The 22,233-nt window shown below is 39.5% G+C and carries 35 protein-coding genes; 1 reads left to right on the top strand and 34 read right to left on the bottom strand.

The window, feature by feature from the left end; genetic code table 11:
- Nucleotides 1-5: 5 nt before the first annotated feature.
- The 31 genes from rpsD to BLR37_RS05905 form a co-directional block, all read right to left on the bottom strand.
- Nucleotides 6-614 (bottom strand): 30S ribosomal protein S4, encoded by a 609-nt coding sequence (gene rpsD, locus BLR37_RS06055; protein ID WP_039475172.1) that lies wholly within the window; start codon nt 612-614, stop codon nt 6-8.
- A gap of 62 nt (nt 615-676) precedes the next feature.
- Nucleotides 677-1,066, bottom strand: coding sequence for a 30S ribosomal protein S11 (gene rpsK / locus BLR37_RS06050; RefSeq protein WP_039475175.1), 390 nt, complete (start codon nt 1,064-1,066; stop codon nt 677-679).
- Between the two features lie 166 nt (nt 1,067-1,232).
- Complete coding sequence (rpsM, locus tag BLR37_RS06045; RefSeq protein WP_010599886.1) at nt 1,233-1,610, bottom strand: 30S ribosomal protein S13; 378 nt, start codon at nt 1,608-1,610, stop codon at nt 1,233-1,235.
- A 70-nt stretch (nt 1,611-1,680) separates the two neighbouring features.
- Entirely contained in the window at nt 1,681-1,797 is a 117-nt protein-coding gene (gene rpmJ / locus BLR37_RS06040) for a 50S ribosomal protein L36 (RefSeq protein ID WP_010599887.1), read from the bottom strand.
- A 1-nt stretch (nt 1,798) separates the two neighbouring features.
- The gene (gene infA / locus BLR37_RS06035) at nt 1,799-2,017 is read right to left on the bottom strand and encodes a translation initiation factor IF-1 (RefSeq protein WP_010599888.1); all 219 of its coding nucleotides are present in this window, start codon (nt 2,015-2,017) and stop codon (nt 1,799-1,801) included.
- 71 nt (nt 2,018-2,088) lie between these two features.
- Nucleotides 2,089-2,874: a type I methionyl aminopeptidase gene (gene map, locus BLR37_RS06030; protein WP_090765863.1), complete on the bottom strand. Its 786-nt coding sequence runs from the start codon at nt 2,872-2,874 to the stop codon at nt 2,089-2,091.
- Between the two features lie 8 nt (nt 2,875-2,882).
- Entirely contained in the window at nt 2,883-4,223 is a 1,341-nt protein-coding gene (gene secY, locus BLR37_RS06025) for a preprotein translocase subunit SecY (RefSeq protein ID WP_090765861.1), read from the bottom strand.
- Between the two features lie 7 nt (nt 4,224-4,230).
- Nucleotides 4,231-4,677 carry a 50S ribosomal protein L15 gene (gene rplO, locus BLR37_RS06020; protein WP_039475451.1) on the bottom strand — a complete coding sequence of 149 codons (447 nt, stop codon included), beginning with the start codon at nt 4,675-4,677 and terminating at the stop codon, nt 4,231-4,233.
- A 105-nt stretch (nt 4,678-4,782) separates the two neighbouring features.
- The gene (rpmD, locus tag BLR37_RS06015) at nt 4,783-4,962 is read right to left on the bottom strand and encodes a 50S ribosomal protein L30 (protein ID WP_039475181.1); all 180 of its coding nucleotides are present in this window, start codon (nt 4,960-4,962) and stop codon (nt 4,783-4,785) included.
- 4 nt (nt 4,963-4,966) lie between these two features.
- Complete coding sequence (gene rpsE / locus BLR37_RS06010; RefSeq protein WP_039475184.1) at nt 4,967-5,485, bottom strand: 30S ribosomal protein S5; 519 nt, start codon at nt 5,483-5,485, stop codon at nt 4,967-4,969.
- A gap of 17 nt (nt 5,486-5,502) precedes the next feature.
- Nucleotides 5,503-5,856, bottom strand: a complete 354-nt coding sequence (gene rplR, locus BLR37_RS06005; protein WP_039475186.1) for a 50S ribosomal protein L18 — start codon at nt 5,854-5,856, stop codon at nt 5,503-5,505.
- Between the two features lie 5 nt (nt 5,857-5,861).
- The gene (rplF, locus tag BLR37_RS06000) at nt 5,862-6,419 is read right to left on the bottom strand and encodes a 50S ribosomal protein L6 (RefSeq protein WP_039475188.1); all 558 of its coding nucleotides are present in this window, start codon (nt 6,417-6,419) and stop codon (nt 5,862-5,864) included.
- A gap of 19 nt (nt 6,420-6,438) precedes the next feature.
- Entirely contained in the window at nt 6,439-6,837 is a 399-nt protein-coding gene (gene rpsH, locus BLR37_RS05995) for a 30S ribosomal protein S8 (RefSeq protein ID WP_039475190.1), read from the bottom strand.
- A 152-nt stretch (nt 6,838-6,989) separates the two neighbouring features.
- Nucleotides 6,990-7,259 (bottom strand): 30S ribosomal protein S14, encoded by a 270-nt coding sequence (gene rpsN, locus BLR37_RS05990; protein ID WP_039475193.1) that lies wholly within the window; start codon nt 7,257-7,259, stop codon nt 6,990-6,992.
- On the bottom strand, nt 7,259-7,825 hold the full coding sequence (gene rplE, locus BLR37_RS05985) for a 50S ribosomal protein L5 (protein ID WP_086003386.1): 567 nt from the start codon (nt 7,823-7,825) through the stop codon (nt 7,259-7,261). Before rplE ends, rpsN begins: the two co-directional genes overlap by 1 nt.
- Nucleotides 7,822-8,160, bottom strand: a complete 339-nt coding sequence (rplX, locus tag BLR37_RS05980; RefSeq protein WP_039475195.1) for a 50S ribosomal protein L24 — start codon at nt 8,158-8,160, stop codon at nt 7,822-7,824. The genes rplE and rplX overlap by 4 nt, the downstream gene beginning before the upstream one ends.
- A 1-nt stretch (nt 8,161) precedes the next feature.
- Nucleotides 8,162-8,530 carry a 50S ribosomal protein L14 gene (gene rplN, locus BLR37_RS05975; RefSeq protein WP_008244575.1) on the bottom strand — a complete coding sequence of 123 codons (369 nt, stop codon included), beginning with the start codon at nt 8,528-8,530 and terminating at the stop codon, nt 8,162-8,164.
- Nucleotide 8,531: 1 nt separating this feature from the next.
- Nucleotides 8,532-8,786, bottom strand: coding sequence for a 30S ribosomal protein S17 (gene rpsQ, locus BLR37_RS05970; RefSeq protein ID WP_010599901.1), 255 nt, complete (start codon nt 8,784-8,786; stop codon nt 8,532-8,534).
- 13 nt (nt 8,787-8,799) lie between these two features.
- On the bottom strand, nt 8,800-9,012 hold the full coding sequence (gene rpmC, locus BLR37_RS05965; RefSeq protein ID WP_039475207.1) for a 50S ribosomal protein L29: 213 nt from the start codon (nt 9,010-9,012) through the stop codon (nt 8,800-8,802).
- A gap of 72 nt (nt 9,013-9,084) precedes the next feature.
- A complete protein-coding gene (gene rplP, locus BLR37_RS05960) occupies nt 9,085-9,507 on the bottom strand; it encodes a 50S ribosomal protein L16 (RefSeq protein ID WP_010599903.1) in 423 nt (140 codons plus the stop codon).
- A gap of 40 nt (nt 9,508-9,547) precedes the next feature.
- Entirely contained in the window at nt 9,548-10,384 is an 837-nt protein-coding gene (gene rpsC, locus BLR37_RS05955; RefSeq protein WP_039475210.1) for a 30S ribosomal protein S3, read from the bottom strand.
- A gap of 7 nt (nt 10,385-10,391) precedes the next feature.
- On the bottom strand, nt 10,392-10,754 hold the full coding sequence (gene rplV, locus BLR37_RS05950; RefSeq protein ID WP_039475213.1) for a 50S ribosomal protein L22: 363 nt from the start codon (nt 10,752-10,754) through the stop codon (nt 10,392-10,394).
- Nucleotides 10,755-10,761: 7 nt separating this feature from the next.
- On the bottom strand, nt 10,762-11,028 hold the full coding sequence (gene rpsS, locus BLR37_RS05945) for a 30S ribosomal protein S19 (RefSeq protein WP_010599906.1): 267 nt from the start codon (nt 11,026-11,028) through the stop codon (nt 10,762-10,764).
- Complete coding sequence (gene rplB / locus BLR37_RS05940) at nt 11,028-11,852, bottom strand: 50S ribosomal protein L2 (protein ID WP_039475216.1); 825 nt, start codon at nt 11,850-11,852, stop codon at nt 11,028-11,030. The genes rpsS and rplB overlap by 1 nt, the downstream gene beginning before the upstream one ends.
- A 20-nt stretch (nt 11,853-11,872) precedes the next feature.
- Nucleotides 11,873-12,163 carry a 50S ribosomal protein L23 gene (gene rplW, locus BLR37_RS05935; RefSeq protein WP_025145221.1) on the bottom strand — a complete coding sequence of 97 codons (291 nt, stop codon included), beginning with the start codon at nt 12,161-12,163 and terminating at the stop codon, nt 11,873-11,875.
- Nucleotide 12,164: 1 nt separating this feature from the next.
- Nucleotides 12,165-12,794 (bottom strand): 50S ribosomal protein L4, encoded by a 630-nt coding sequence (gene rplD / locus BLR37_RS05930; RefSeq protein WP_090765858.1) that lies wholly within the window; start codon nt 12,792-12,794, stop codon nt 12,165-12,167.
- 4 nt (nt 12,795-12,798) lie between these two features.
- Nucleotides 12,799-13,416, bottom strand: a complete 618-nt coding sequence (rplC, locus tag BLR37_RS05925) for a 50S ribosomal protein L3 (protein WP_090766547.1) — start codon at nt 13,414-13,416, stop codon at nt 12,799-12,801.
- A gap of 172 nt (nt 13,417-13,588) precedes the next feature.
- Nucleotides 13,589-13,984, bottom strand: coding sequence for a DUF1634 domain-containing protein (locus tag BLR37_RS05920; RefSeq protein ID WP_090765854.1), 396 nt, complete (start codon nt 13,982-13,984; stop codon nt 13,589-13,591).
- The gene (locus tag BLR37_RS05915) at nt 13,984-14,817 is read right to left on the bottom strand and encodes a sulfite exporter TauE/SafE family protein (protein ID WP_090765850.1); all 834 of its coding nucleotides are present in this window, start codon (nt 14,815-14,817) and stop codon (nt 13,984-13,986) included. The genes BLR37_RS05920 and BLR37_RS05915 overlap by 1 nt, the downstream gene beginning before the upstream one ends.
- A 185-nt stretch (nt 14,818-15,002) precedes the next feature.
- The gene (locus BLR37_RS05910) at nt 15,003-15,686 is read right to left on the bottom strand and encodes a hypothetical protein (RefSeq protein WP_090765848.1); all 684 of its coding nucleotides are present in this window, start codon (nt 15,684-15,686) and stop codon (nt 15,003-15,005) included.
- A gap of 144 nt (nt 15,687-15,830) precedes the next feature.
- Entirely contained in the window at nt 15,831-17,087 is a 1,257-nt protein-coding gene (locus BLR37_RS05905) for a prephenate dehydrogenase (protein ID WP_090765845.1), read from the bottom strand.
- 171 nt (nt 17,088-17,258) lie between these two features.
- On the opposite strand from BLR37_RS05905, the gene BLR37_RS05900 reads away from it, so the two are divergent.
- A complete protein-coding gene (locus tag BLR37_RS05900; RefSeq protein ID WP_090765841.1) occupies nt 17,259-17,870 on the top strand; it encodes a hypothetical protein in 612 nt (203 codons plus the stop codon).
- 282 nt (nt 17,871-18,152) lie between these two features.
- Here the strand turns inward: BLR37_RS05900 and BLR37_RS05895 are convergent, their stop codons facing one another.
- From BLR37_RS05895 to BLR37_RS05885, 3 genes are read right to left on the bottom strand one after another with little or no spacing between them, the layout of a single operon-like run.
- Nucleotides 18,153-19,040, bottom strand: coding sequence for a PorP/SprF family type IX secretion system membrane protein (locus BLR37_RS05895; protein ID WP_090765838.1), 888 nt, complete (start codon nt 19,038-19,040; stop codon nt 18,153-18,155).
- Nucleotides 19,041-19,044: 4 nt separating this feature from the next.
- On the bottom strand, nt 19,045-19,548 hold the full coding sequence (locus BLR37_RS05890; protein WP_090765835.1) for a T9SS type B sorting domain-containing protein: 504 nt from the start codon (nt 19,546-19,548) through the stop codon (nt 19,045-19,047).
- 5 nt (nt 19,549-19,553) lie between these two features.
- Nucleotides 19,554-22,034 carry a hypothetical protein gene (locus BLR37_RS05885; protein ID WP_090765832.1) on the bottom strand — a complete coding sequence of 827 codons (2,481 nt, stop codon included), beginning with the start codon at nt 22,032-22,034 and terminating at the stop codon, nt 19,554-19,556.
- Between the last annotated feature and the right edge of the window lie 199 nt (nt 22,035-22,233).

Genomic DNA, 22,233 nt, shown 5'->3' with positions numbered 1-22,233 from the left:
ATTTATTACTTTGAGTACAACTCGATGATTAAGTTTTCCTTGATGTTTTCAGGAATCTCATCACGTTGAGGGTAAGTTAAGAATTTACCGGTTAATTCACCAGCGTTCCACTCTAACCATGCGAACTTGTTAATTGTTCTGCCTGCAACTGAGTTACTAATTGATTCTAATGATTTAGATTTTTCACGAACAGCAACCACATCACCAGCTTTTAACTGATATGAAGGGATATTTACAACTTCACCATTCACGGTTACGTGTTTATGGCTAACTAACTGGCGTGCACCAGAACGGGTTGTTGCAATACCTAAACGGTATACTGTGTTATCTAAACGTGCTTCTAATAACTGAAGTAAGTTATCACCGGTAATACCAGCACGAGAAGATGCTTTTTTAAACAAGTTACTGAACTGCTTTTCTAATACACCATAAGTATATTTTACTTTTTGTTTCTCCATTAACTGGATTGCATACTCAGATTGTTTTCCTCTTCTTTTAGACACACCGTGTTGTCCAGGAGGATAATTTTTTCTGTCTAACACCTTATCAGGACCGAAAATTGGTTCTCTGAATTTACGGGCGATTTTTGATTTTGGGCCTGTATATCTTGCCATTTTTTTTCTGTTTTTAAAGTATCATCCAACCTGTAGCTGGAGATTCTTAGCTTTAAAATTAATTAAACTCTTCTCTTTTTAGGAGGACGACATCCGTTGTGAGGAAGTGGAGTAATATCTTTGATAGATGTTACTTCAAGACCTGCTACCTGTAAAGTTCTGATTGCAGATTCACGACCTGAACCCGGACCTTTTACAAATACTTCAACTTTACGTAAACCTAAGTCAAACGCAACTTTACCGCAATCTGAAGCTGCTTGACCAGCTGCATAAGGCGTGTTCTTTTTAGAACCTTTAAAGCCCATTTTACCAGCAGAAGACCATGAAATAGTCTGTCCGTTGTTGTTTGTTAAGGTAACGATGATGTTGTTGAAGGTAGCATTGATATGCGCCTGACCAACAGGCTCAATTACAACGATACGTTTTTTTGTTACTTTTTTACTTTTAGCCATTTTCTTTTATTAGATGCTAGATATGAGAATTGAGATATGAGAATTGCTCTACCTCGGTACTTTATATCTAATTATTATCTTTAATCCAGATTGAGTAGAGTTGAAGATATGGTCTCATATCTACATCCGATAGCTATCGGATCTCACATCTCATATCTATCAATTTCTATTTAGTAGCTTTTTTCTTGTTAGCAACTGTTTTTCTCTTACCCTTACGAGTACGTGAGTTGTTTTTAGTACGCTGACCACGAGAAGGTAAACCTTTTCTGTGACGTAAACCACGGTAACAACCGATATCCATTAAACGTTTGATGTTTAACTGAACCTCTGAGCGTAAAGCACCTTCTACTTTAATCTCATCGTTAATCATAGTACGGATTGCTGATAACTCATCATCAGACCAGTCTTGTACTTTTTTGTTTAAATCGATTCCTGCAGTAGTTAAAATACGTTGTGCAGTTGTTCTACCGATACCATAGATATAGGTTAAACCGATCTCTCCTCTTTTGTTTCTTGGTAAATCAATACCTGAAATCCTTGCCATATTTATTGTTGTTTTGAAGTAATCCCGAACGGCGGGCCACCGTTGTACGGTAAATTACAATATTTTCTAATTACCCTTGACGTTGCTTGTATTTAGGATTTTTCTTGTTGATAACGTAAAGTTTACCTTTACGGCGAATAATCTTGCAATCAGCGCTACGTTTTTTAATTGATGATCTAACTTTCATTTTATTTGTATCTATAAGTGATGCGACCTTTTGTTAAATCATACGGCGACATCTCTAGTTTCACTTTATCACCAGGAAGAATTTTGATGTAGTGCATCCGCATCTTTCCTGAAATGTGCGCAATAATTTCATGTCCGTTTTCGAGTTCAACCCTGAACATCGCATTAGACAATGCTTCTCTTATTACTCCGTCTTGTTCAATTGAGGCTTGTTTAGCCATATTTTATTGATTGTTACTTAATTAGCTGCTTCTAAACAGGGTTGCAAAATTAAATAAAAAATTTTAATTATTTATTTTTTTTGTTGTAAAACTTCTTCTATAATAGAAAACGTCGATAAAACATCTGCTTTGCCCTTTTTTATGGCCACTGTGTGTTCAAAATGTGCCGATGGCTTATTGTCTTTACTCGTTACTGTCCATCCGTCTTTATGGAATTTAACACCGGCAACGCCTGCATTAATCATGGGCTCAATTGCAATCACCATTCCTTCTTCAAGTTTTGGTCCTGCCCCACGCTTTCCATAATTGGGAACTTCTGGTTTCTCATGAAGCTTTACACCTACGCCATGTCCAACCAGTTCTCTTACTACACCAAATCCATTAGTTTCTGCGTGGTGCTGAACTGCAAAAGCGATATCACCGATCCGCATGCCTGCTACTGCTTTTTCAATGCCTAACTCCAGGCAACGCTTGGTAACCTCAACCAGTTTTTGTTTTTCAGCATCAACCTCCCCTATGGAGAAAGTATAAGCCGAATCGCCAAAATAATTGTTTTTAATTACGCCGCAGTCAACCGAAATCAAATCTCCCTCCTGTATTACATATTCGCCCGGAAAACCATGAACAACCTGTTCATTTGGCGAAATACACAATGAGTAAGGGAAACCATTGTAGTTTAAAAATGCAGGGATTGCTCCGTGATCACCAATAAACTCATAAGCTAACTTATCTAACTGGATAGTAGTCATGCCTGCTTTTATCACCTTGGCCACTTCGGCTAAAGTTTTAGAAACAAGCATGGAACTTTCTCTTATTAACTCGATCTCTTCAAGAGACTTGTAATAAATTTTAGACATCCTTTACACTACAACGCAGCGTTGCTACTTGCAGCAGGTACACCTGTTCTGCCAGTAACCCTACCGGTTTTCATTAAACCATCATAATGACGCATCAATAAATAGCTTTCGATCTGTTGTAAGGTATCCAAAACAACACCTACCAAAATCAATAAAGATGTACCGCCAAAGAAGTGAGCAAACTCTTGTTTAATACCGAACTTAACCGCAATAGAAGGTAAAATAGCAATGATCGCTAAAAATACTGCACCTGGGAAAGTGATTTTAGAAATTACATCATCAATGAAAGTTGATGTTGCTAAACCCGGTTTAATACCTGGGATAAAACCACCGTTTTTCTTCATATCATCGCTCATTTGAGTTGGGTTAACTGTAATGGCAGTATAGAAGAAAGTAAAGGCAATAATTAAAAATGCGAACGTTAAGCTATAAGCCAACGATGTAGTGTTGCTGAACTGAATTAACCAAGAACCTTGTAATGAAGGAACAAATTGCATAATTGCACCTGGAATGAACATTAACGCCTGAGCAAAAATGATTGGCATAACACCGGCAGCATTAACCTTTAACGGAATATACTGACGAACACCACCAAACTGGCGGTTACCCACAATTTTCTTAGCGTATTGTACAGGTACTTTACGTACACCCTGAACAATTAAAATGGTGAACATTACAACTGCAAATAAGGCAACAATTTCTAAAACTAATGCTACCGGACCTCCACCTTCACTTGACGAACCCACACGTGCACTAAACTCCTGAGAAATTGCAACAGGTAAACGGGCAATGATACCAACCATAATGATTAGTGAGGTACCGTTACCAATTCCTTTATCAGTAATTTTTTCACCTAACCACATTACAAATAAGGTACCTGCCGTTAATACAAACGTAGATAACACTAAAAATAAAGTGTTTGGTAATAAAATAGCTTCTGGTGGAACTTGTGTTTTAACATAACCAACAGACTGAACGATTGTGATCGCTACCGTTAGGTAACGGGTAATCTGGTTCATTTTTTTTCTACCACTTTCGCCTTCTTTCTGCATTTTTTGGAAAGAAGGAACAGCAATACCCAATAGTTGCACCACAATTGATGCAGAGATATAAGGCATTACCCCCAACGCCAAAATAGACACACGAGAGAAAGAACCTCCGGCAAACATATCAAGTAAGCCTAAAAGTCCTGATTTTTCGTTATTGCCTAAAGCAGTTGCATCTACACCTGGTAAAACCACGTGAGAAACGAAACGGTATACCAAAAGAATTAAGAGCGTAAACAATATACGCTCTTTTAATTCCTGAATTTTCCAGATATTACTTAAAGTAGTAAATAGCTTCTTCATTTAATAATTACAATTTTACAATAGAACCACCTGCAGCTTCAATAGCTTTTTGTGCGGTTGCAGAAAACGCATGTGCTGTAACTTCTAATTTTGCTTTCACTTCACCACGACCTAAGATTTTAACCAAGTCGTTTTTTGAAGCTAAACCATGCGCCTGGAGAGCGGCGAAATCGATAGTTGTTAAGCTGAATTTTTCAGCTAAGTTTTGTAATACATCTAAGTTTACACCAACGTATTCAGTACGGTTGATTGGTTTGAAACCAACTTTAGGCACACGACGTTGTAAAGGCATTTGACCACCTTCGAAACCGATTTTGGTTGAGTGACCTGAACGAGAACCCGCACCTTTGTGACCACGAGTTGAAGTACCGCCACGACCTGAACCTGTACCACGACCAATTCTTTTGCTGTTTTTTGTAGAACCTTTTGCAGGTTTTAAATTACTTAAATTCATTTTTTTGAATTTGTGTTGCCCTTCGCTTTCACTAAACAGGTACAACGATTAAACATATATAAAGGTAATACGGATTTTACCCCATATTACCTTTAACTTTTTTTATTAGATTGCTTCGATAGCTACCAGGTGATTCACTTTACGAATCATACCGATAATTTGCGGTGTAGCTTCAACCTCAACACTTTGGTTCAATTTAGATAAACCCAAAGCCTGAACGGTTCTTTTTTGGCGCTCGCTTCTGTCGATAACGCTTTTTACTTGTGTTATTTTGATCTTAGCCATGATATTATCCGTTAAATACTTTGTTTAAATCAATACCACGGGTTTGAGCTACTGTATAAGCGTCGCGCATTTTAGTTAATGCATCAACAGTTGCTTTTACCACGTTGTGTGGGTTAGATGAACCTTTAGATTTTGCCAATACGTTGTGTACACCGGCACTCTCTAAAACAGCACGCATCGCGCCACCTGCAATTACTCCGGTACCTACTGCAGCTGGTTTGATTAATACAAAACCACCTGAGAATTTACCGATTTGTTCGTGAGGAACAGTACCGTTTAAAATTGGAACTTTTACCAAGTTCTTTTTGGCATCATCCACACCTTTTGCAATAGCTTCAGTTACCTCTTTCGCTTTACCTAAACCGAAACCAACAATACCGTTTTCATCACCTACAACAACAATTGCCGAGAAGCTGAAAGTACGGCCACCTTTGGTTACTTTGGCAACACGTTGTATACTAACCAAACGATCCTTTAATTCGATATCGGTGGTTTTTACTCTTTTTATATTAATAGTTGACATCTTACTTTTTCTTCAGATTAAAATACTAAACCAGCTTCGCGGGCACCCTCTGCCAACGATTTTACACGACCGTGGTATAAATAGCCATTTCTATCGAAAACAACTTGTTTAACACCAGCAGCAATTGCTTTTTCAGCAACTAATTTACCTACTGCAACTGATTGGTCGCTTTTGCTTCCTGTACCTGCAAAATCTTTTGATAATGATGATGCCGAAGCAATTGTTGTACCGGTTACGTCGTTAATTACCTGCGCATAAATCCCTTTATTGCTTCTAAATACAGATAACCTTGGACGCTCTTCCGAACCGGTAAGTCTTTTTCTGATCCCTTTTTTAATACGATCTCTTCTTGATAATTTTTTACCTGCCATGATTACTATTTTTTAGATGCTGATTTACCTGCTTTTCTTCTTAACACTTCACCCACAAACTTGATACCTTTACCTTTGTATGGCTCTGGTGCACGTAACGAACGGATTTTCGCTGCTACCTGACCAATCAATTGTTTGTCGATACTCTCTAAAATGATTTTAGGAGTCTGACCTTTTTCTGATTGCGTAGTTACTTTAATCTCTGCTGGTAACTGGAATACATAGTGGTGAGAATAACCTAAAACCAGGTCTAATGTATTACCCTGGTTTGTAGCACGGTAACCAACACCCACTAATTCTTGAGTTAGTGTATAACCTGCTGTAACACCAACAACCATGTTGTTAAGCAAAGAGCGGTATAAACCGTGTAATGCTTTGTGTTTCTTTTGATCTGATGGACGTTGAACTGTTAAAATTCCATCTTCCTGACTTACAGTGATATCTTTATCAACTGCTTGTGATAATTCACCTTTAGGGCCTTTTACAGTTACAACGTTATCGTTAGATACTGTAATGGTTACACCTGCAGGGATTGTAATTGGGGCTTTTCCTATTCTTGACATTGTGTTGTTCTCCTAAATATTAATAAACGTGACACAATACCTCACCACCAATGTTTAATTTGGCTGCTTCTTTATCGGTCATTACACCTTTTGAAGTAGATAAGATTGCGATACCTAAACCGTTTAATACTCTTGGCATATTTTCAACGCCTGCATACTGTCTCAAACCTGGTTTACTTACTCGCACTAATGTACGAATAGCAGGAACTTTAGTAATCGGATTGTATTTCAAAGCAATTTTAATGGTGCCTTGAACTGTAGTATCTTCAAACTTATAGTTCGCGATGTAACCTTTATCAAAAAGTACTTTAGTGATTTCCTTTTTAAGGTTTGATGCAGGAATTTCTACAACTCTGTGGTTGGCCTTAATGGCATTCCTTACTCTTGTTAAATAATCTGCTATTGGATCTGTATTCATTATTTATTGTTTTTGATAGTGGTTTCCTTCTGCTACCCAGCTGTGGGACCTGCTATCGGTTAAAATTCTTTTTCTAGTAATAAGACATAAGTATCAGGTATCAAGAAACCATTCCGTCTTGATACCTGATACTCTGTACTTGATACTTTATATTACCAAGATGCTTTTTTAACACCTGGTATTTTACCGTCTAGTGCCATTTCGCGGAATGTTACCCTTGAAATACCAAAGGTACGCATATATCCACGAGGACGACCAGTTAATTTACAACGGTTGTGTAAACGTACCGGAGATGAGTTCTTTGGTAATTTATCCAAACCCTCGAAATCTCCTGCAGCTTTTAATGCTGCACGTTTTTCAGCGTATCTAGCTACCAATTTTTGGCGCTTAACTTCGCGTGCTTTTACACCTTCTTTTGCCATTATTCTGCTGTTTTTTGATTTTTAAATGGTAATCCGAATTGTTTCAATAACTCAAGCGCTTCAACGTCAGATTTTGCCGAAGTTACGAAAGTTATATCCATCCCTAAAATTTTATTGATTTTATCTATATTAATCTCAGGAAAGATGATTTGTTCAGTAACACCTAAAGTGTAGTTACCTTTACCATCGAAACCTTTATCGTTAATACCTTTGAAATCACGGATACGTGGCAAAGCAACAGAAATCAAACGATCAAGGAACTCGTACATGTTGTTATCACGTAATGTTACGCGTACACCAACCGGCATACCTTTACGTAATTTAAAGTTAGAGATATCCTTTTTTGATTGTGCCGGAACCGCTTGCTGACCAGTAATGGTAGTCAACTCAACGATTGTAGTATCCATAATCTTTTTATCAGTAACAGAAAAACGACCTACACCCTGATTGATACAGATTTTTTCCAATTTAGGAACCTGCATAACAGTTTTGTACTGAAATTTCTCTTTTAATGCATTTACAACTTCTTCTTTGTATTTGCTTTTTAATCTAGGTGTAGCCATTATTTAATCTCCTCCCCTGAAATTTTAGCAACTCTAACGATTTTACCATCAGCGTTTAGTTTACGACCAACGCGGGTAGTTTTACCAGATTTTGGATCAACCAACATCAAGTTAGAAATGTGAAGAGCAGCCTCTTTTTTAATAATACCACCGTTAGGATTTGCAGCATTTGGTTTAGTGTGTTTAGCAACTAAGTTGATGCCTTCTACAATGGCTCTGTTTTTATCTGTTTGTACTGAAAGTACTTTTCCTTGTTGACCTTTTGAATCGCCAGCAATTACTTTAACTAAATCTCCAGTGCGGATTTTAAGTTTTGGTGTATTTACTTTGTTTCCCATTTTATAATACCTCCGGTGCTAATGATACGATTTTCATGAATTGTTTTTCACGTAGTTCTCTCGCAACCGGGCCAAAGATACGTGTACCTCTTGGCTCATCCTGTGCGTTCAATAATACAGCCGCATTATCGTCAAAACGGATATAAGAACCATCTTTACGACGGATTTCTTTTTTAGTTCTTACAACAACTGCTTTAGAAACTGTACCTTTTTTAATGTTACCCGAAGGTAAAGCGCTTTTTACGGTAACAACTATTTTATCACCAATTGAAGCATAACGTTTGCCGGTTCCACCTAACACACGAATTACCAATACTTCTTTCGCGCCGCTGTTATCAGCAACGTTTAATCTCGATTCCTGTTGTACCATCTTATTTAGCCCTTTCTAAAATTTGTACCAATCTCCAGTTCTTGTTTTTACTCAAAGGACGAGTTTCCATAATCAATACGGTATCACCGATACCGCATTCGTTTTTCTCGTCGTGAGCCATAAATTTGGTAGTTTTCTTTACGAACTTACCATAAATCGGGTGTTTCACTTTACGCTCCACGCTCACCACAACAGATTTATCCATCTTGTTGCTTACCACTAACCCGGTTCTTGTTTTTCTTAATTGTCTTTCCATGTCGACTCTCAAATTATTTGGTTTCAGTAGCTGACTCGCTGTTTTTCACTTTAGTCAACTGAGTGTTTAAACGGGCTATGTCTTTCCTTACTTTTGCAATACGCGAAGGATTTTCGATAGCTGAAATAGTGTGAGCGAACTTCAATTTTGATAAGTTCTCTTTTTCTTCCGCAATCTTAGCTACTAATTCTTCTTTTGAAAGCCCTGTGATTTCTGAATTTTTCATTTTTCTTTTCTTTTACGTTGAGTGTAGCGGTTATAATAAACAAGTATTTACAACATTCACCTCAACACTTTACTATGCTTCTACGTAATCTCTACGTACTACGAATTTGGTTTGGATTGGTAATTTCTGAGCAGCTAAGCGTAATGCTTCTTTAGCAACTTCTAAAGGCACACCTTCAGCTTCGAAAATTACACGTCCAGGTCTTACAACTGCTACCCAATACTCAGGAGCACCTTTACCTTTACCCATACGTACCTCAGCAGGTTTTTTAGTTACCGGTTTGTCAGGGAAAATTCTGATCCATACCTGGCCTTCACGTTTCATAAAACGTGTTACGGCAATACGGGCAGCCTCTATCTGGCGACTTGTGATCCAAGTTGCTTCTAAAGATTTGATACCGAAAGATCCGAATGCTAATTCAGCTCCACGAGAAGCTAAACCCTTCATTCTGCCTTTTTGCATCTTCCTGAACTTCGTTCTTTTTGGCTGTAACATTTTATTTTGTTCTAATCGTTAAACGATGTTAATAAATCAATTATTTACGAGGACCTCTGTTAGCGCCTGCGCCACCACCTCTGTTTGCACCACCCTGACCTGGGCGACCGCCTTGGTTTCCACCACGTCTGTCGTTCCCGCCACGGTTATCTCTTCCACCACCTCTGTTATCTCTTCCACCGAATGCTGGTTTCTCTGACTGGCCTTTTGGACCGTTATTTGTCGAACCGATGTTTGGAGACAAATCACGTTTTCCATAAACCTCACCTTTACAGATCCATACTTTAATACCGATTTTACCGTAAGTGGTTAAAGCTTCAGCTAAAGCATAGTCGATATCAGCACGCAAAGTATGTAAAGGCACTCTTCCTTCTTTGTACTGCTCAGTACGTGCCATCTCAGCACCACCTAAACGACCAGAAGTCATGATTTTGATACCTTCAGCACCCATACGCATGGTTGATGCGATAGAAGATTTCATTGCTCTACGGAATGAGATCCTTGCTTCTAATTGTTTTGCAACACCTTCTGCAACTAATTGTGCATCAAGTTCAGGGCGTTTAATCTCAAAGATGTTAATTTGAATTTCCTTTTTGGTTAATTTCTTTAACTCTTCTTTGATTTTATCAACCTCAGCACCTGCTTTACCGATTACGATACCCGGACGAGCTGTGTGGATAGTTACAGTGATACGTTTTAAGGTACGCTCAATAACTACTTTTGCAACACCGCCTTTAGCGATACGGGCAGAAAGGTATTTTCTTATTTTCTCATCTTCAACTAATTTATCGGAGTAGTTGTTGCCACCGAACCAGTTAGAATCCCATCCTTTGATAATTCCTAATCTGGCACCTATTGGATTTGCTTTTTGTCCCATTTCCTAATTAGTTTTGAGTTGTTTCTGTGTTTTTACTATCTACAATCAGCGTAACGTGGTTAGAACGTTTGCGAATTCTATATCCACGGCCTTGAGGAGCTGGACGTAAGCGTTTTAACTGACGGCCACCATCAACCATAATTGTTTTAACAAAAAGTTGACTTTCTTCAGGGCGGGCACCTTCATTTTTAGCTTCCCAGTTTTTGATAGCAGATAATAATAATTTCTCAACTTTTATTGCTGCTTCCTTGTTGGTAAACTTTAAAATGCTTAATGCTTTCTCTACACGTTCACCTCTGATAAGATCTACAACCAAACGCATCTTACGCGGTGAGGTTGGACAATTGTTTAATTTTGCTATTGCTTCCATTGTCTAATTATTTTTTCTTTTCAGCGTGTCCTCTGAATGTTCTGGTTGGAGCAAATTCTCCCAACTTGTGACCAACCATGTTTTCTGTTACGTACACAGGAATAAATTTATTACCGTTGTGTACTGCAAATGTATGATTAACGAAATCTGGTGAAATCATTGATCTGCGAGACCAAGTTTTGATTACAGACTTTTTGCCTGAATCATTCATAGAGTTTACTTTTTTCTCTACGTTATGGTCAATATAAGGTCCTTTTTTTATCGAACGAGCCATTATTTCTTCCTTCTCTCTATGATGTAACGATTAGAATATTTTTTAAGTTCTCTGGTTTTGTAGCCTTTAGCTAAAACGCCATTTCTTGAACGTGGGTGACCACCTGATGATCTACCTTCACCACCACCCATTGGGTGATCAACTGGGTTCATCGCTACCGGTCTAGTTCTCGGACGACGGCCCAACCAACGTTTACGACCTGCTTTACCTAATACTTCGTTTGCGTGATCTGAGTTAGATACTGCACCGATTGTAGCTAAACAAGTAACTAAAATTAAACGGGTTTCGCCTGAAGGCATTTTTAAAGTAGCATATTTACCATCGCGGGCAGCTAATTGTGCGTAAGCACCTGCACTACGAGCCAATTGTGCTCCTTTTCCAGGGTGAATCTCCACATTGTGGATGATAGAACCTAATGGAATGTTTGATAATTTTAAAGTGTTACCTACTTCTGGAGCTGCAGTATCGCCCGATAATAATACCGAACCAACTTGCAATCCTTCAGGAGCAATGATATAACGCTTCTCGCCATCAGCATAGTTTAACAATGCGATGCGGGCAGTACGGTTTGGATCGTATTCTACAGTAGCAACTGTAGCAGGAATATCGAATTTATCGCGTTTGAAGTCGATAATACGATAAGATTTTTTGTGACCACCACCGATATAGCGCATAGTCATCTTACCTGTATTGTTACGTCCACCAGACTTTTTTGATGATACAACCAATGATTTTTCGGGCTTGGTTGCTGTAATCTCCGTAAAGCTAGCACCAACTCTGAAGCGGGTACCTGGAGTAACTGGTTTAAATTTTCTTAAGCCCATAGTTATAATGAATTATTAAATTAAAGAGTTGCGTAATAATCTATTGTTTCGCCGTCTTTTAACGTTACGATTGCTTTTTTGTATTTCGGGCTACGGCCAGATACAAAACCTGCTTTAGTGTAACGAGATTTAGCTTTTCCATCAACAACCATGGTGTTAACTGCAACGATGGTTACACCGTACAATTTCTCAATAGCTGCTTTGATCTGGATTTTGTTAGCCTTGTGGTTAACGCTAAAAGTGAAACGGTTAGATTTCTCAGTTAAAGCTGAAGCTTTTTCGGTTAATATTGGTTTTTTTAAAATTTCCATATTACTTGGCAAACGCCTCCTCCAAAGTTTTAACAGAATCAGCAGTTAACACAAGTACTCCAGCGTTTAATACATCATAAGTATTTAAATCTGCTGCTGAGATTACTTTAGTTTTCTGAACGTTTCTGCTTGATAAATAGATATTATTATTTTGCGCAGGTAAAACCAACAAAGTTTTTTGAGTATCTACTTTTAAAGCAGCCAATAAACTTGTAAAGTTTTTAGTTTTAATTGTATCGAAGCTGAAATCTTCTAAAACTACCACGTTGTTATCTTTTGCTTTATAAGCTAAAGCCGATTTACGTGCTAATGATTTTAATTTCTTGTTCAATTTAAAACTGTAATCACGTGGCTGAGGACCGAAAACACGACCACCACCGTTAAATAACGGAGATTTAATGCTACCGGCACGGGCACCACCTGTACCTTTTTGTTTGTATAGTTTACGGGTCGAACCAGCAATCTCATTACGTTGTTTAGATTTGTGAGTACCCTGACGTTGGTTAGCCAAATACTGTTTAACATCTAAATAAATCGCGTGGTCGTTAGGCTCGATACCAAATACCGATTCAGGAAGTTGCACCTTGGCACCTGTTTCTTTACCTGAAATGTTTAATACTTTAACTTCCATCTGATTATTTGTCTAAGATTACGTAAGAACCTTTAGCTCCTGGAATGGAACCACTAACTACTAATAAGTTTTGCTCAGCGTAAACTTTCAAAACTTGTAAGTTTTGAATTTTCACTCTGTCTCCACCTGTTCTTCCTGCCATGCGCATTCCTTTGAATACACGTGATGGGAATGATGATGCTCCCAATGAACCTGGGGCACGTAAACGGTTATGCTGACCGTGAGTCTGCATACCAACACCGGCAAATCCGTGGCGTTTTACAACACCCTGAAAACCTTTACCTTTTGAGGTACCTACAACATCAACAAAATCGCCTTCTGCAAATGCATCTACAGTTACAACATCACCTAAGTTAAGTGCAGTTGTAAATGAGTTGAATTCTACCAGCTTGCGTTTTGGAGTTGTGTTTGCTTTCGCGAAATGGCCTTTTAACGGTTGAGTTGTGTTTTTCTCTTTTTTCTCATCGTATCCTAGCTGAACAGCTGAATACCCGTCTTTTTCTTCGGTCTTTACTTGTGTAACTACACAAGGCCCAGCTTCGATTACAGTACAAGGAATGTTTCTTCCTTCTGCATCGAAAATACTGGTCATTCCTACTTTTTTTCCAATAATTCCTGACATTTTATCTTTTCTTTTTAACACCCATCGAAGCAGTAGGGCTTCGTTCAAGGTGGTTGTACATCCCCCGAAAGGGACGGCAAAGATAGACAAGAATTATTAATTTTCAAATAGTTAGCGAAATATTTTTTCAAATAAATTGCTGATATGATGCGATTTAACTTTAAAAGTAGTGTTAATGTGCTAAACCACCATTTAAACTGATGGTTATAATCGCTAAAATGATAATTCCGATCAGCACGTAGAGGTAATCGCGTTCAACCAAAAAGCTAAAAATAGCGAACACAATCCGGGCTATTGGCGTGAATATCAGCATCAATATGCCAAACTGTACTACTGCATCGCCCTGTAAAGTAAGCACCCCTTTAAATATGGCCGAGATAGAAGAGAATTTGGCAAGTTCGGGTTTAAAAACTTTATAATCGGTAATTACACCTTTGTTATGGATCAGGAAAATTACCCCACCAACAAGTACAATCCCCATCGAAATAATTACGCCTGCACGCAAAAGCGTACCCAGTATCAATTGAATATCTTTATCCTTTATATTTTCTTTATTGGCTAAATTCATTACAATCCACTTATTCCTTTATAAATCATCTGCAATGCCAGAAATGCAACAACTACAGCAAACACAATTTTAAGTTTATCGGTTTTGGTTTTCAGTAAAACTTTCGAGCCTACTGTAGCACCGGTTAAAACTCCAATACAAACCGGCATGGCTATCCCCGGATCTATCTGGCCACGGTGCAGGTAAACCACTGCACTGGCTGCTGCTGTAACCCCCATCATAAAATTGCTGGTAGTAGTCGATACTTTAAAAGGCAGTCGCATAATATTATCCATGGCAATCACTTTTAAAGCCCCGCTCCCTATGCCAAGCAGACCTGATAAGGTTCCGGCAAAAAGCATCATAAAGAAACCACCCGGAATATGTTTTACAGCATAAGGATGATCTTCGCCCCTATCGGGATAAGAGCCGTTGAGTTTAAAAAACCTGGCCCATTTATCGGTATCATCTAAAGTGGTATGGTCTACTTTCTTTTTGAGGGTCATAATGGCCGAAAAAATGAGAATACAACCGAACAGAATGGCAATGTAGTTAGCATTTAAATAAACGGCCACAATTGCACCACAAATGGCACCTATGGTAGTGGCAATTTCTAAAAACATGCCGATGCGGATATTGGTAATTCCTTCCTTCACATAAGCCGCCGCCGAACCTGACGAGGTAGCAATAACGGAAACAATAGAAGCGCCAATGGCATAATGAATATCTACACCCAAAGCCAGCGTAAGTAAAGGAATAATAATTACTCCCCCGCCCAAGCCTGTTAACGAGCCCAATAAACCGGCTAAAAAAGCCCCCAATAAAACGATAATGGTAAACAGCAATACCGACATGCGGGCAAATATAATGTACTGTTTTTGGGGAAACGAAGGATTAAAGGAATAAAATAAAGTCTATATGATATATGGAATATGTAAAATGGAGGATGGAAAATGGAAGCTGGATGATAATTTTGAAGGAATAAGTTTCGAATAATTGAATGACAGACCCGGTAGTTAATTTCAGAGGAATTTCATCATTAGCAAATGCTAATGCCAGGAAAAACCTCATATTCATTATCAAACAAAAAGTTATATATGGAGAACTCATCCTTGTAAGGATTGTGATCTGCACCATGTGGATAACCTCCTTTTATTTTTCTTGACATTAGCAATCTATGGCTTACAAAATGGTAATCAGGAAAAATCTTTTTAATGATCTCTTTTAGCGCCGTAACCATTTGCTCACTCTCGGGCAAATTGGTCAATGCGGAAGAAACGGCGATTGACCTTAAAGGCTGTTGACCACTTAAACCGCTTTTAATATTTTGATGTAGGGTCATCTCTTCAAAAAATAAGGTATAATATTTAGTTAAAAGAGAGATCCTTAGTTTTAAATGATAAATTAAATGGATTTCAGGATATTCCTTTTTAGGCAGCTCTATTTCTATCGCATAATTCGGAAATTGCTTATGGTAACTCGTTCTGACTGTATAGTTTGGAAACGCCTGTTTAACCTCACCTGACAGTTCAGCGCACACCACTGGCATATCCCCAGCAATCAGTCGATTTATTTTTTCTGTTATGATATTGGTAAGATCCTGATATCCTTTATAAAATGTATTAGGTTCGCCTACGCCAATTGCGTAATAACGATAAATGGTCTTTACCAGATCGTAAAATGGGTTACTTTGATCCTGCTGGATATTGATGTTTGGAACCATTATTTATTTTTAACACTAATTAGATAAGATCTACTATTTTGATATTTCTACGGTCCTATTGCTGCCATTTAATTAAATATGGAAGACGTAAAATGTAAAGATGGAATATCAACCCTCATCCAGCTAACATTTTTCCATTTTACATTACTTACCCAACCTTTTAATCATTTCCGCACTCAAATCCCTGCCATCATTCAGCCGGTTGGCGAAAAATGATTTGGCCGCTTCAAAATGTGCTTTATAGCCGTTAATATCACCATAACCTATAATCGAGGCCCATTCGTGCACAGCCGTATGGAATTCGAGGTCATCGCCACGGATAGATTTATCGTACAAGGCCGTTTGGATCGATTCCTCGAGCATTTCCTTGTTTTTGAAAAGATATTCGGCAATACCCAACCTTAATTTAAAAGGCGGGGTTTGGCAAATCAGGTTATCATACGGATTTACGCCCATTTTATACCAGGCATACACCATACTCAGCAAACTTAAATGCGAATTGGGTTTTTGTTTATGGTCAGCATCCGAAAGACTGAATTCTTTCATGATGTTATCATCAAGCAGCAGCAGCTGGCGGCTTTCGTGAAAAACAAAATCGCGCGCAGCGTAAATTTTTTCTCTGAACTCGACTTCATTTTCGCAGATCATGAGTTTATAAAGCTCAGATTCGGCCTGGGCATAATATTTAACCTGCTTTTGTGCGTAAGGATTTAATATGGCCAAACCCGCATAAATGTGCGATTTGTAGCTAAAAATCCGCAGGGTGGTTAAAATCTTAACGTTATCGATCCCACCGGCATAGGCTGGATTATCCCAGGGAAAAAAACCAGCATTCTTCCACGCCGAGCCCATGCTTTCGAAACCCATGTGGGTAACAGCTTGCGTATCGGCCACAATGCGGTCGTGCTCACGATAATCGTCCATCTCGATAATGTTCGATTTTAGTGATTGATAAACTTCCAATGCCCGAGCATAAACTTCGTCTGTAGCGCGGTGGCGCACCACTACCAGGGTTTGCCCCTCCGGACTAAAAGCCGGGCCATGCAAAGAATGGCAGGTTACAATCTGGGTATCATGCGGAAGGTGTTTTTCAAAAGCTGCAATTTCGGGATGCTTAACCGATGTTTGGCCCGAAACAATTGCACCATACTTGGTAGAACGTGCAAAAGTAGCCACCACTTCATCAATTTTTTCGGCTTCAACGCAATAAATTATAAAATCAGATTTGCGCGCTACCTCATGGCCATCAATTAAAACTTCAATTCCTTTAGGTTCGAGCTCATTTTTTAAATCCGAAAAACGCAGGGGCATATCGGCCCCGCATACTTTATAACCAGCGTTTACAAACGATACAGCGTACAATTTGCCCATATCGCCTAAACCAATAATTCCTATTTGCATGAAACAAATGTAACCTATCGCAAATAATTTTATAATAAAACTTCGATAAAATTGTTATTTAACATGTTAAACACAAACATTTTTGTCTTTCATCCCTAAACTTCACATAAAATTATTACCCGGAAAATGGATAAAAATGTAGTTTTACACGATAACACCTATATTTAAACTATGCAAAAAATTAAACACACCCTATTGTTTTTAGGCGCTATGCTCTTTCTAAATGTTGCGTTTGCGCAAACTTTACCCGACACGACAAAGAATACCGACCCATCTTTAAATGGCCAGTATCAGTTCATGTTAAAGAAATCTAAAAGCTTTAACGGCGCAAGGCTGATTAACCCAAACCGGTTATCATCTTTATGGAAAAGTGTTAACGATACGCTGAGAAAGGAGCGCAAGCAATTGCAGGAGGCCAGGCAGGAAATTAAAGCCCAGGCTGGCAATATTTCGAGTTTAAAAGGCGAAGTAAGCGGAAAAGAAAGCTCGCTGGCTAATGCTACCGCTTCGGTTAATGAAATTAAGTTTTTAGGAATTTCTTTTGACAAGGGCACTTATAACACCATTGTTTGGACCATTATTATTGTACTGGGCCTTGGTTTGGCCTTTATTATTTTCCAATCGGGCAAATTAAGGCACGAAGCCAAATACCGTACAGAACTTTACCAGGAAGTGGCCGATGAATTTCAGGCGCATAAGGTAAAAGCCAAAGATAAAGAAATGAAACTGGCCCGCGAGTTGCAGGATGAGCGCAATAAATGGGACGAAGGCCGCGGCAGATAGGCAAGCCAAAGGATTGAATTTTGAATGATTGATTATTCAGTCACTCAAAATTCAATCATTCAAAACATAGGTCTCTCCATTCGTTACGCTCAGTCGGGATGACAATCTTTCTATTAAAAACTGTCACTTTCATTTGAAAAGCAGTGCTTGTGCTAATCGGTTGCGCCAGCCCCGCCATTCGCTATTTCCGGTGAAAAACCGGAACCGCTGCTGTCTGGTTTATTTTACTTCAGGCTTGCCTTGTAGGCTGCTAAACCCCGTCGCAAACCCTATCAACGATAGCTAATTCTTCAAGCTATACTTTAACCCTACCTCAAACTCTCCATTACTGTAATTCTGCATTTTTGAGGTATTGGTAGTGTACTGAAATAAAATCGAAAACTGATTCTTATAGTTGGCGCCAAAACCTCCGGTAAAACTGTTGGTGCTGTGGTATATGCCATTAAGCATTAATTTCTGATCTAAAAACTGAAGATTTACGCCTGCATCAAAAATACCATCGTAGTTCTGTACCCCGCGGTAAACCAGTTTGGGCTCAATGCTGTTAATCAACTTATCGGTAGTAAACTTATAACCTGCAGCCAGGAAATAGATAGACCGATCTACCACATTTCTGATCTGGTCTCTTTTAAAAAACCTTTTCAGATTAGGCAAAGCACCCTGAATAGTCAATTTATCTGTACGGTAAGCCGCACCAAAATCGCCATCCAAATATAATCTGCGGTCGTTAAAACTATTCAGCACATCATCATCCAGGTCGCCTTTTACCTTGCCAAAATCTACCCACTCATTCATAATCCCGGCCGAGAGACCGAAATCGATAAATTCTGTACCACCGTTTAAAGGTAAATGGTAAGCATAGGTTATCGTTGCCCTGGTACGGTTAATGGCTCCGGCACCTTCGTTATAAAAAAGTATGCCAAGGCCTACCTTATCATTTTGCAAACCATAATCGCCAGTTAAATATTGAATCCGGGGACCGCCCTCTACTCCAGTCCACTGGGTCTTTAATGCTGCGTTAAGGTTTAGTCCCTTTTCTATCCCTGCCATAGCCGGATTGGCCAAAAACTGGTTTTGATAATAAATACTGCCCATGGGGTTAAGCTGGGCTAATGCCGGTATTCCTAATAAAACCAACAGCCCTGTTATTATGCTTTTCCTGCTGCTCATGCCGTTACTTTTTATATAAAATAGAAATAAACCCTTTAACCGTACCTTCGCCACCTAAATCGAGGATGTAATAGTAGGTATCTTCGGAAAGTGCCGATCCGTTTACATAACCATCCCAGTTGTTCTTGTAGTTTACGGCAGAATAAAGCATCCGCCCTCCCCTGTCAAAAATGGTGAGCTTGTGGTTTGGATATTTGTCAAGGCCTTTAATAACGAAAAAATCGTTTTTGCCATCGCCGTTTGGGGTAAGAATGTTATTTACAATGCTTACCTCTGCCTGTGTATCGATAATTAAAAAGGGCTGCAAAAATCCTTGTGTTAAGCTGGTATTGCTCACCTGAAAAGTTTGCACAAGTGTCATTTCGCCAATACTGAAATCGTAGAGCTGGTTATTGATTTTACCTGAGCCACTGGCCGAATTAAGTACGTAAGGCAAACTCTGCGCCTTAACCTGAGCCCCAAAACAGAGCAACAGCAAAAAAACAAACAGGGAATATATCCTTTTCATCGTGCTTAATTTAAAGAGATCCACGATGAGCCATCGCTTTGGATGGTTAATGTTTTGTTGCCGGTAATCGTAGTAAGCGTTGTATCGTCGTCCATCGTAATGGCATTGTTTAAAGTAACATTGCCCGTTGATAGCGCTTTTACAATCACATAAATCCTGCCTTTGCAGGTAACCGGTCCGGGCAGGTTTAAAGTAACAGCCAAACCTGTATTTTTTAGCCTAACAGTATAATGACTGGCATCAAGTGTTAATGTTCCACCGGTGGTATAAGTTAAGATACTTGCCGAAACCGAACCATTTACATTGAGCGTGCTTGCATTTGCCGGCGCATAAGTAGTTGATGTAGCTGAGTTAGTGCCATTAAGCGTTAAAGTACCACCATCGGTAGTTATACTTCCAGCAATAAGCGGATAGGTGGTATTGGTATTGGCCACCATCAAAGTATTGTTCACACCGGTACTCGTACTGCCTGCATTGCTACCAATAAAAATATTGCCAGAACCATTGTTTTTTGATCCGGCTGCATAGCCTAAAGCAGTATTGTTATCGCCGTTACTGGCTTCTAATGCTAAACTCCCTATCGCTGTATTGTTAATTCCGGTACCGTTGGCCATTAAGGTATGAGTACCGAAAGCACTGTTATTAGAACCTACCGTACTAACACTTAAAGCCTGCGAACCAAAGCCACTGTTGTTAATACCACTGAAACTCCTCTGCAGTACCATATGACCAAAAGCACTGTTTTCGTAACCTGATATGTTTACCGAAAGTGCTTCTTTACCAAATGCACTGTTGTAAAAACCCGAAACATTGCTGGCAATGGTTTTATAACCATAAGAAACATTGGTTTCGCCCGAATTACCTAAACGACCAGATTTTTGCCCGTTTACCAGAAAGTTGATGGCCACATCATCGGTATTGCCTAAAAAATTATTGGTTTGATCGACGTTACCGGTATTTCCTTTTAATGCCCAGGCGTTGGCGTTGGCAAATAAGGTGCGACTAATGAGCTCGGGTTTACCAGTAACAGCATTTGTAATATATACTTTATTGGCATCGGCTACACCCGCCGTCGTTAATTTTGCCAATGTTACCGAGGCATCAGCAAGTTTAGGCGTGGTTACCGCACCATCTGCCAGTTGCAAGGTGGTTACAGCTGCGTCGTCGATATTGATATTTTTAACTTCTTTATTCCCGATTTTGATTGAGGTAACTGCCCCATCGGCCAGCTTTGGTGTAGTTACTGAACCATCTGCCAGTTGCAGGGTATTTACCGCTGCATCATCGATATTGATATTTTTAACTTCTTTATTCCCGATTTTGATTGAGGTAACGGCTGCATCGGCCAGTTTTGGCGTGGTAACCGAACCATCGGCCAGTTGCAATGTATTTACAGCGGCATCGGCAATATTTACATTTTTAACTTCTTTATTACCAATTTTTACAGAAGTAACAGCTGCATCAGCCAACTTAGGAGTAGTAATAGCCCCATCGGCTATTTTTAATGTGGTAACAGCAGCATCTGCAAGTTTAACGGTTGTTACTGCACCGGCATTGATATCAACCACCACATCTTTAAGTAATGCTGTACCGCCATTTGCACTTACCGATAAATCGGTAGAAGTTAAACCTTTTGCTCCTGCCAGTTGGGCAACATCTAAGGTAACTGGTTTCCAAACGGCGCCATCGAACAATAACACCTGATTATTAACCGGTGCGTTGGCACTTAAGGTTTTTCCCTGGATGTTGGCAAGAGTTGGATTTGGATAATTACCGGTTAAATCGCCACCTGCAACTCCGGTTGATGGTCCAACTGGCCCTGTGGCACCTGTATCACCTTTATCTCCCTTATCTCCTTTTACACCTTGTGGACCCTGAACTCCGGCAGGACCTGTAGCTCCTGTATCTCCTTTAACACCGGCAGGCCCTTGCGCACCGGTAGCACCAGTTAAACCGATAGGCCCCTGGGCACCTGTTGCTCCCGCAACACCTGCAGGTCCTTGCGGACCGGCAACGCCAGCTACACCTTGTGAACCAGCAGGACCTGTAGCTCCCGTATCGCCTTTTGGTCCGGCGGGGCCATTTGTTGCATATAGCGCGTAAGGAACGCTCAATAGCTGCGCAGTTCCAGCCAAACTGAAATTGGTTCCATTATCGGGATCGATTTCGACTTTAACAAATTTTAATCCACTGGCCCAGGTTACACCAGCAATAGTTCCACTCACTGAGGTTGCACCACTTGAGCCAATCGCTACCGCGTATAAACCGTAAGCGTTGGTTACAATATTCCTTACCTCGCTGTACTGTGCTGTTCCGCTTGATGATCCATCCAATATACTGATGCGCAAAGAAATGTTCTTATTGACCATTGGTGTGCCGTTGGCATTCCTGGCTGCTCCCTGATAGTTAAATTGTTTTGGTGCCTGTGCCTTAACAGTCAATGCCAGGGCAAAGCTCAGCAGTGTGATGAGTAGAAATTTTTTCATGAACCGGGACGAGATCTAAGTTGACAGGCCTGAAAAAATTATGGCCTTACGTTCAAATCTACAAATTAGTATATCCGGTGGGGGCTACTTTACACAAAAGACGATTTGCAAATACAATACAAATCGTAAAATACTGACAATCAACAAGATAAACAATATCTTATTTTGTAATTTTACACCAACACCCTATTTTCGCAAT

The organism is Pedobacter soli (assembly GCF_900101435.1).
Classification (GTDB): Bacteria; Bacteroidota; Bacteroidia; order Sphingobacteriales; family Sphingobacteriaceae; genus Pedobacter; species Pedobacter soli.
The sequence above is the reverse complement of the archived record's forward strand: the minus strand, read 5'-3'. Positions and strand labels throughout refer to the sequence as shown.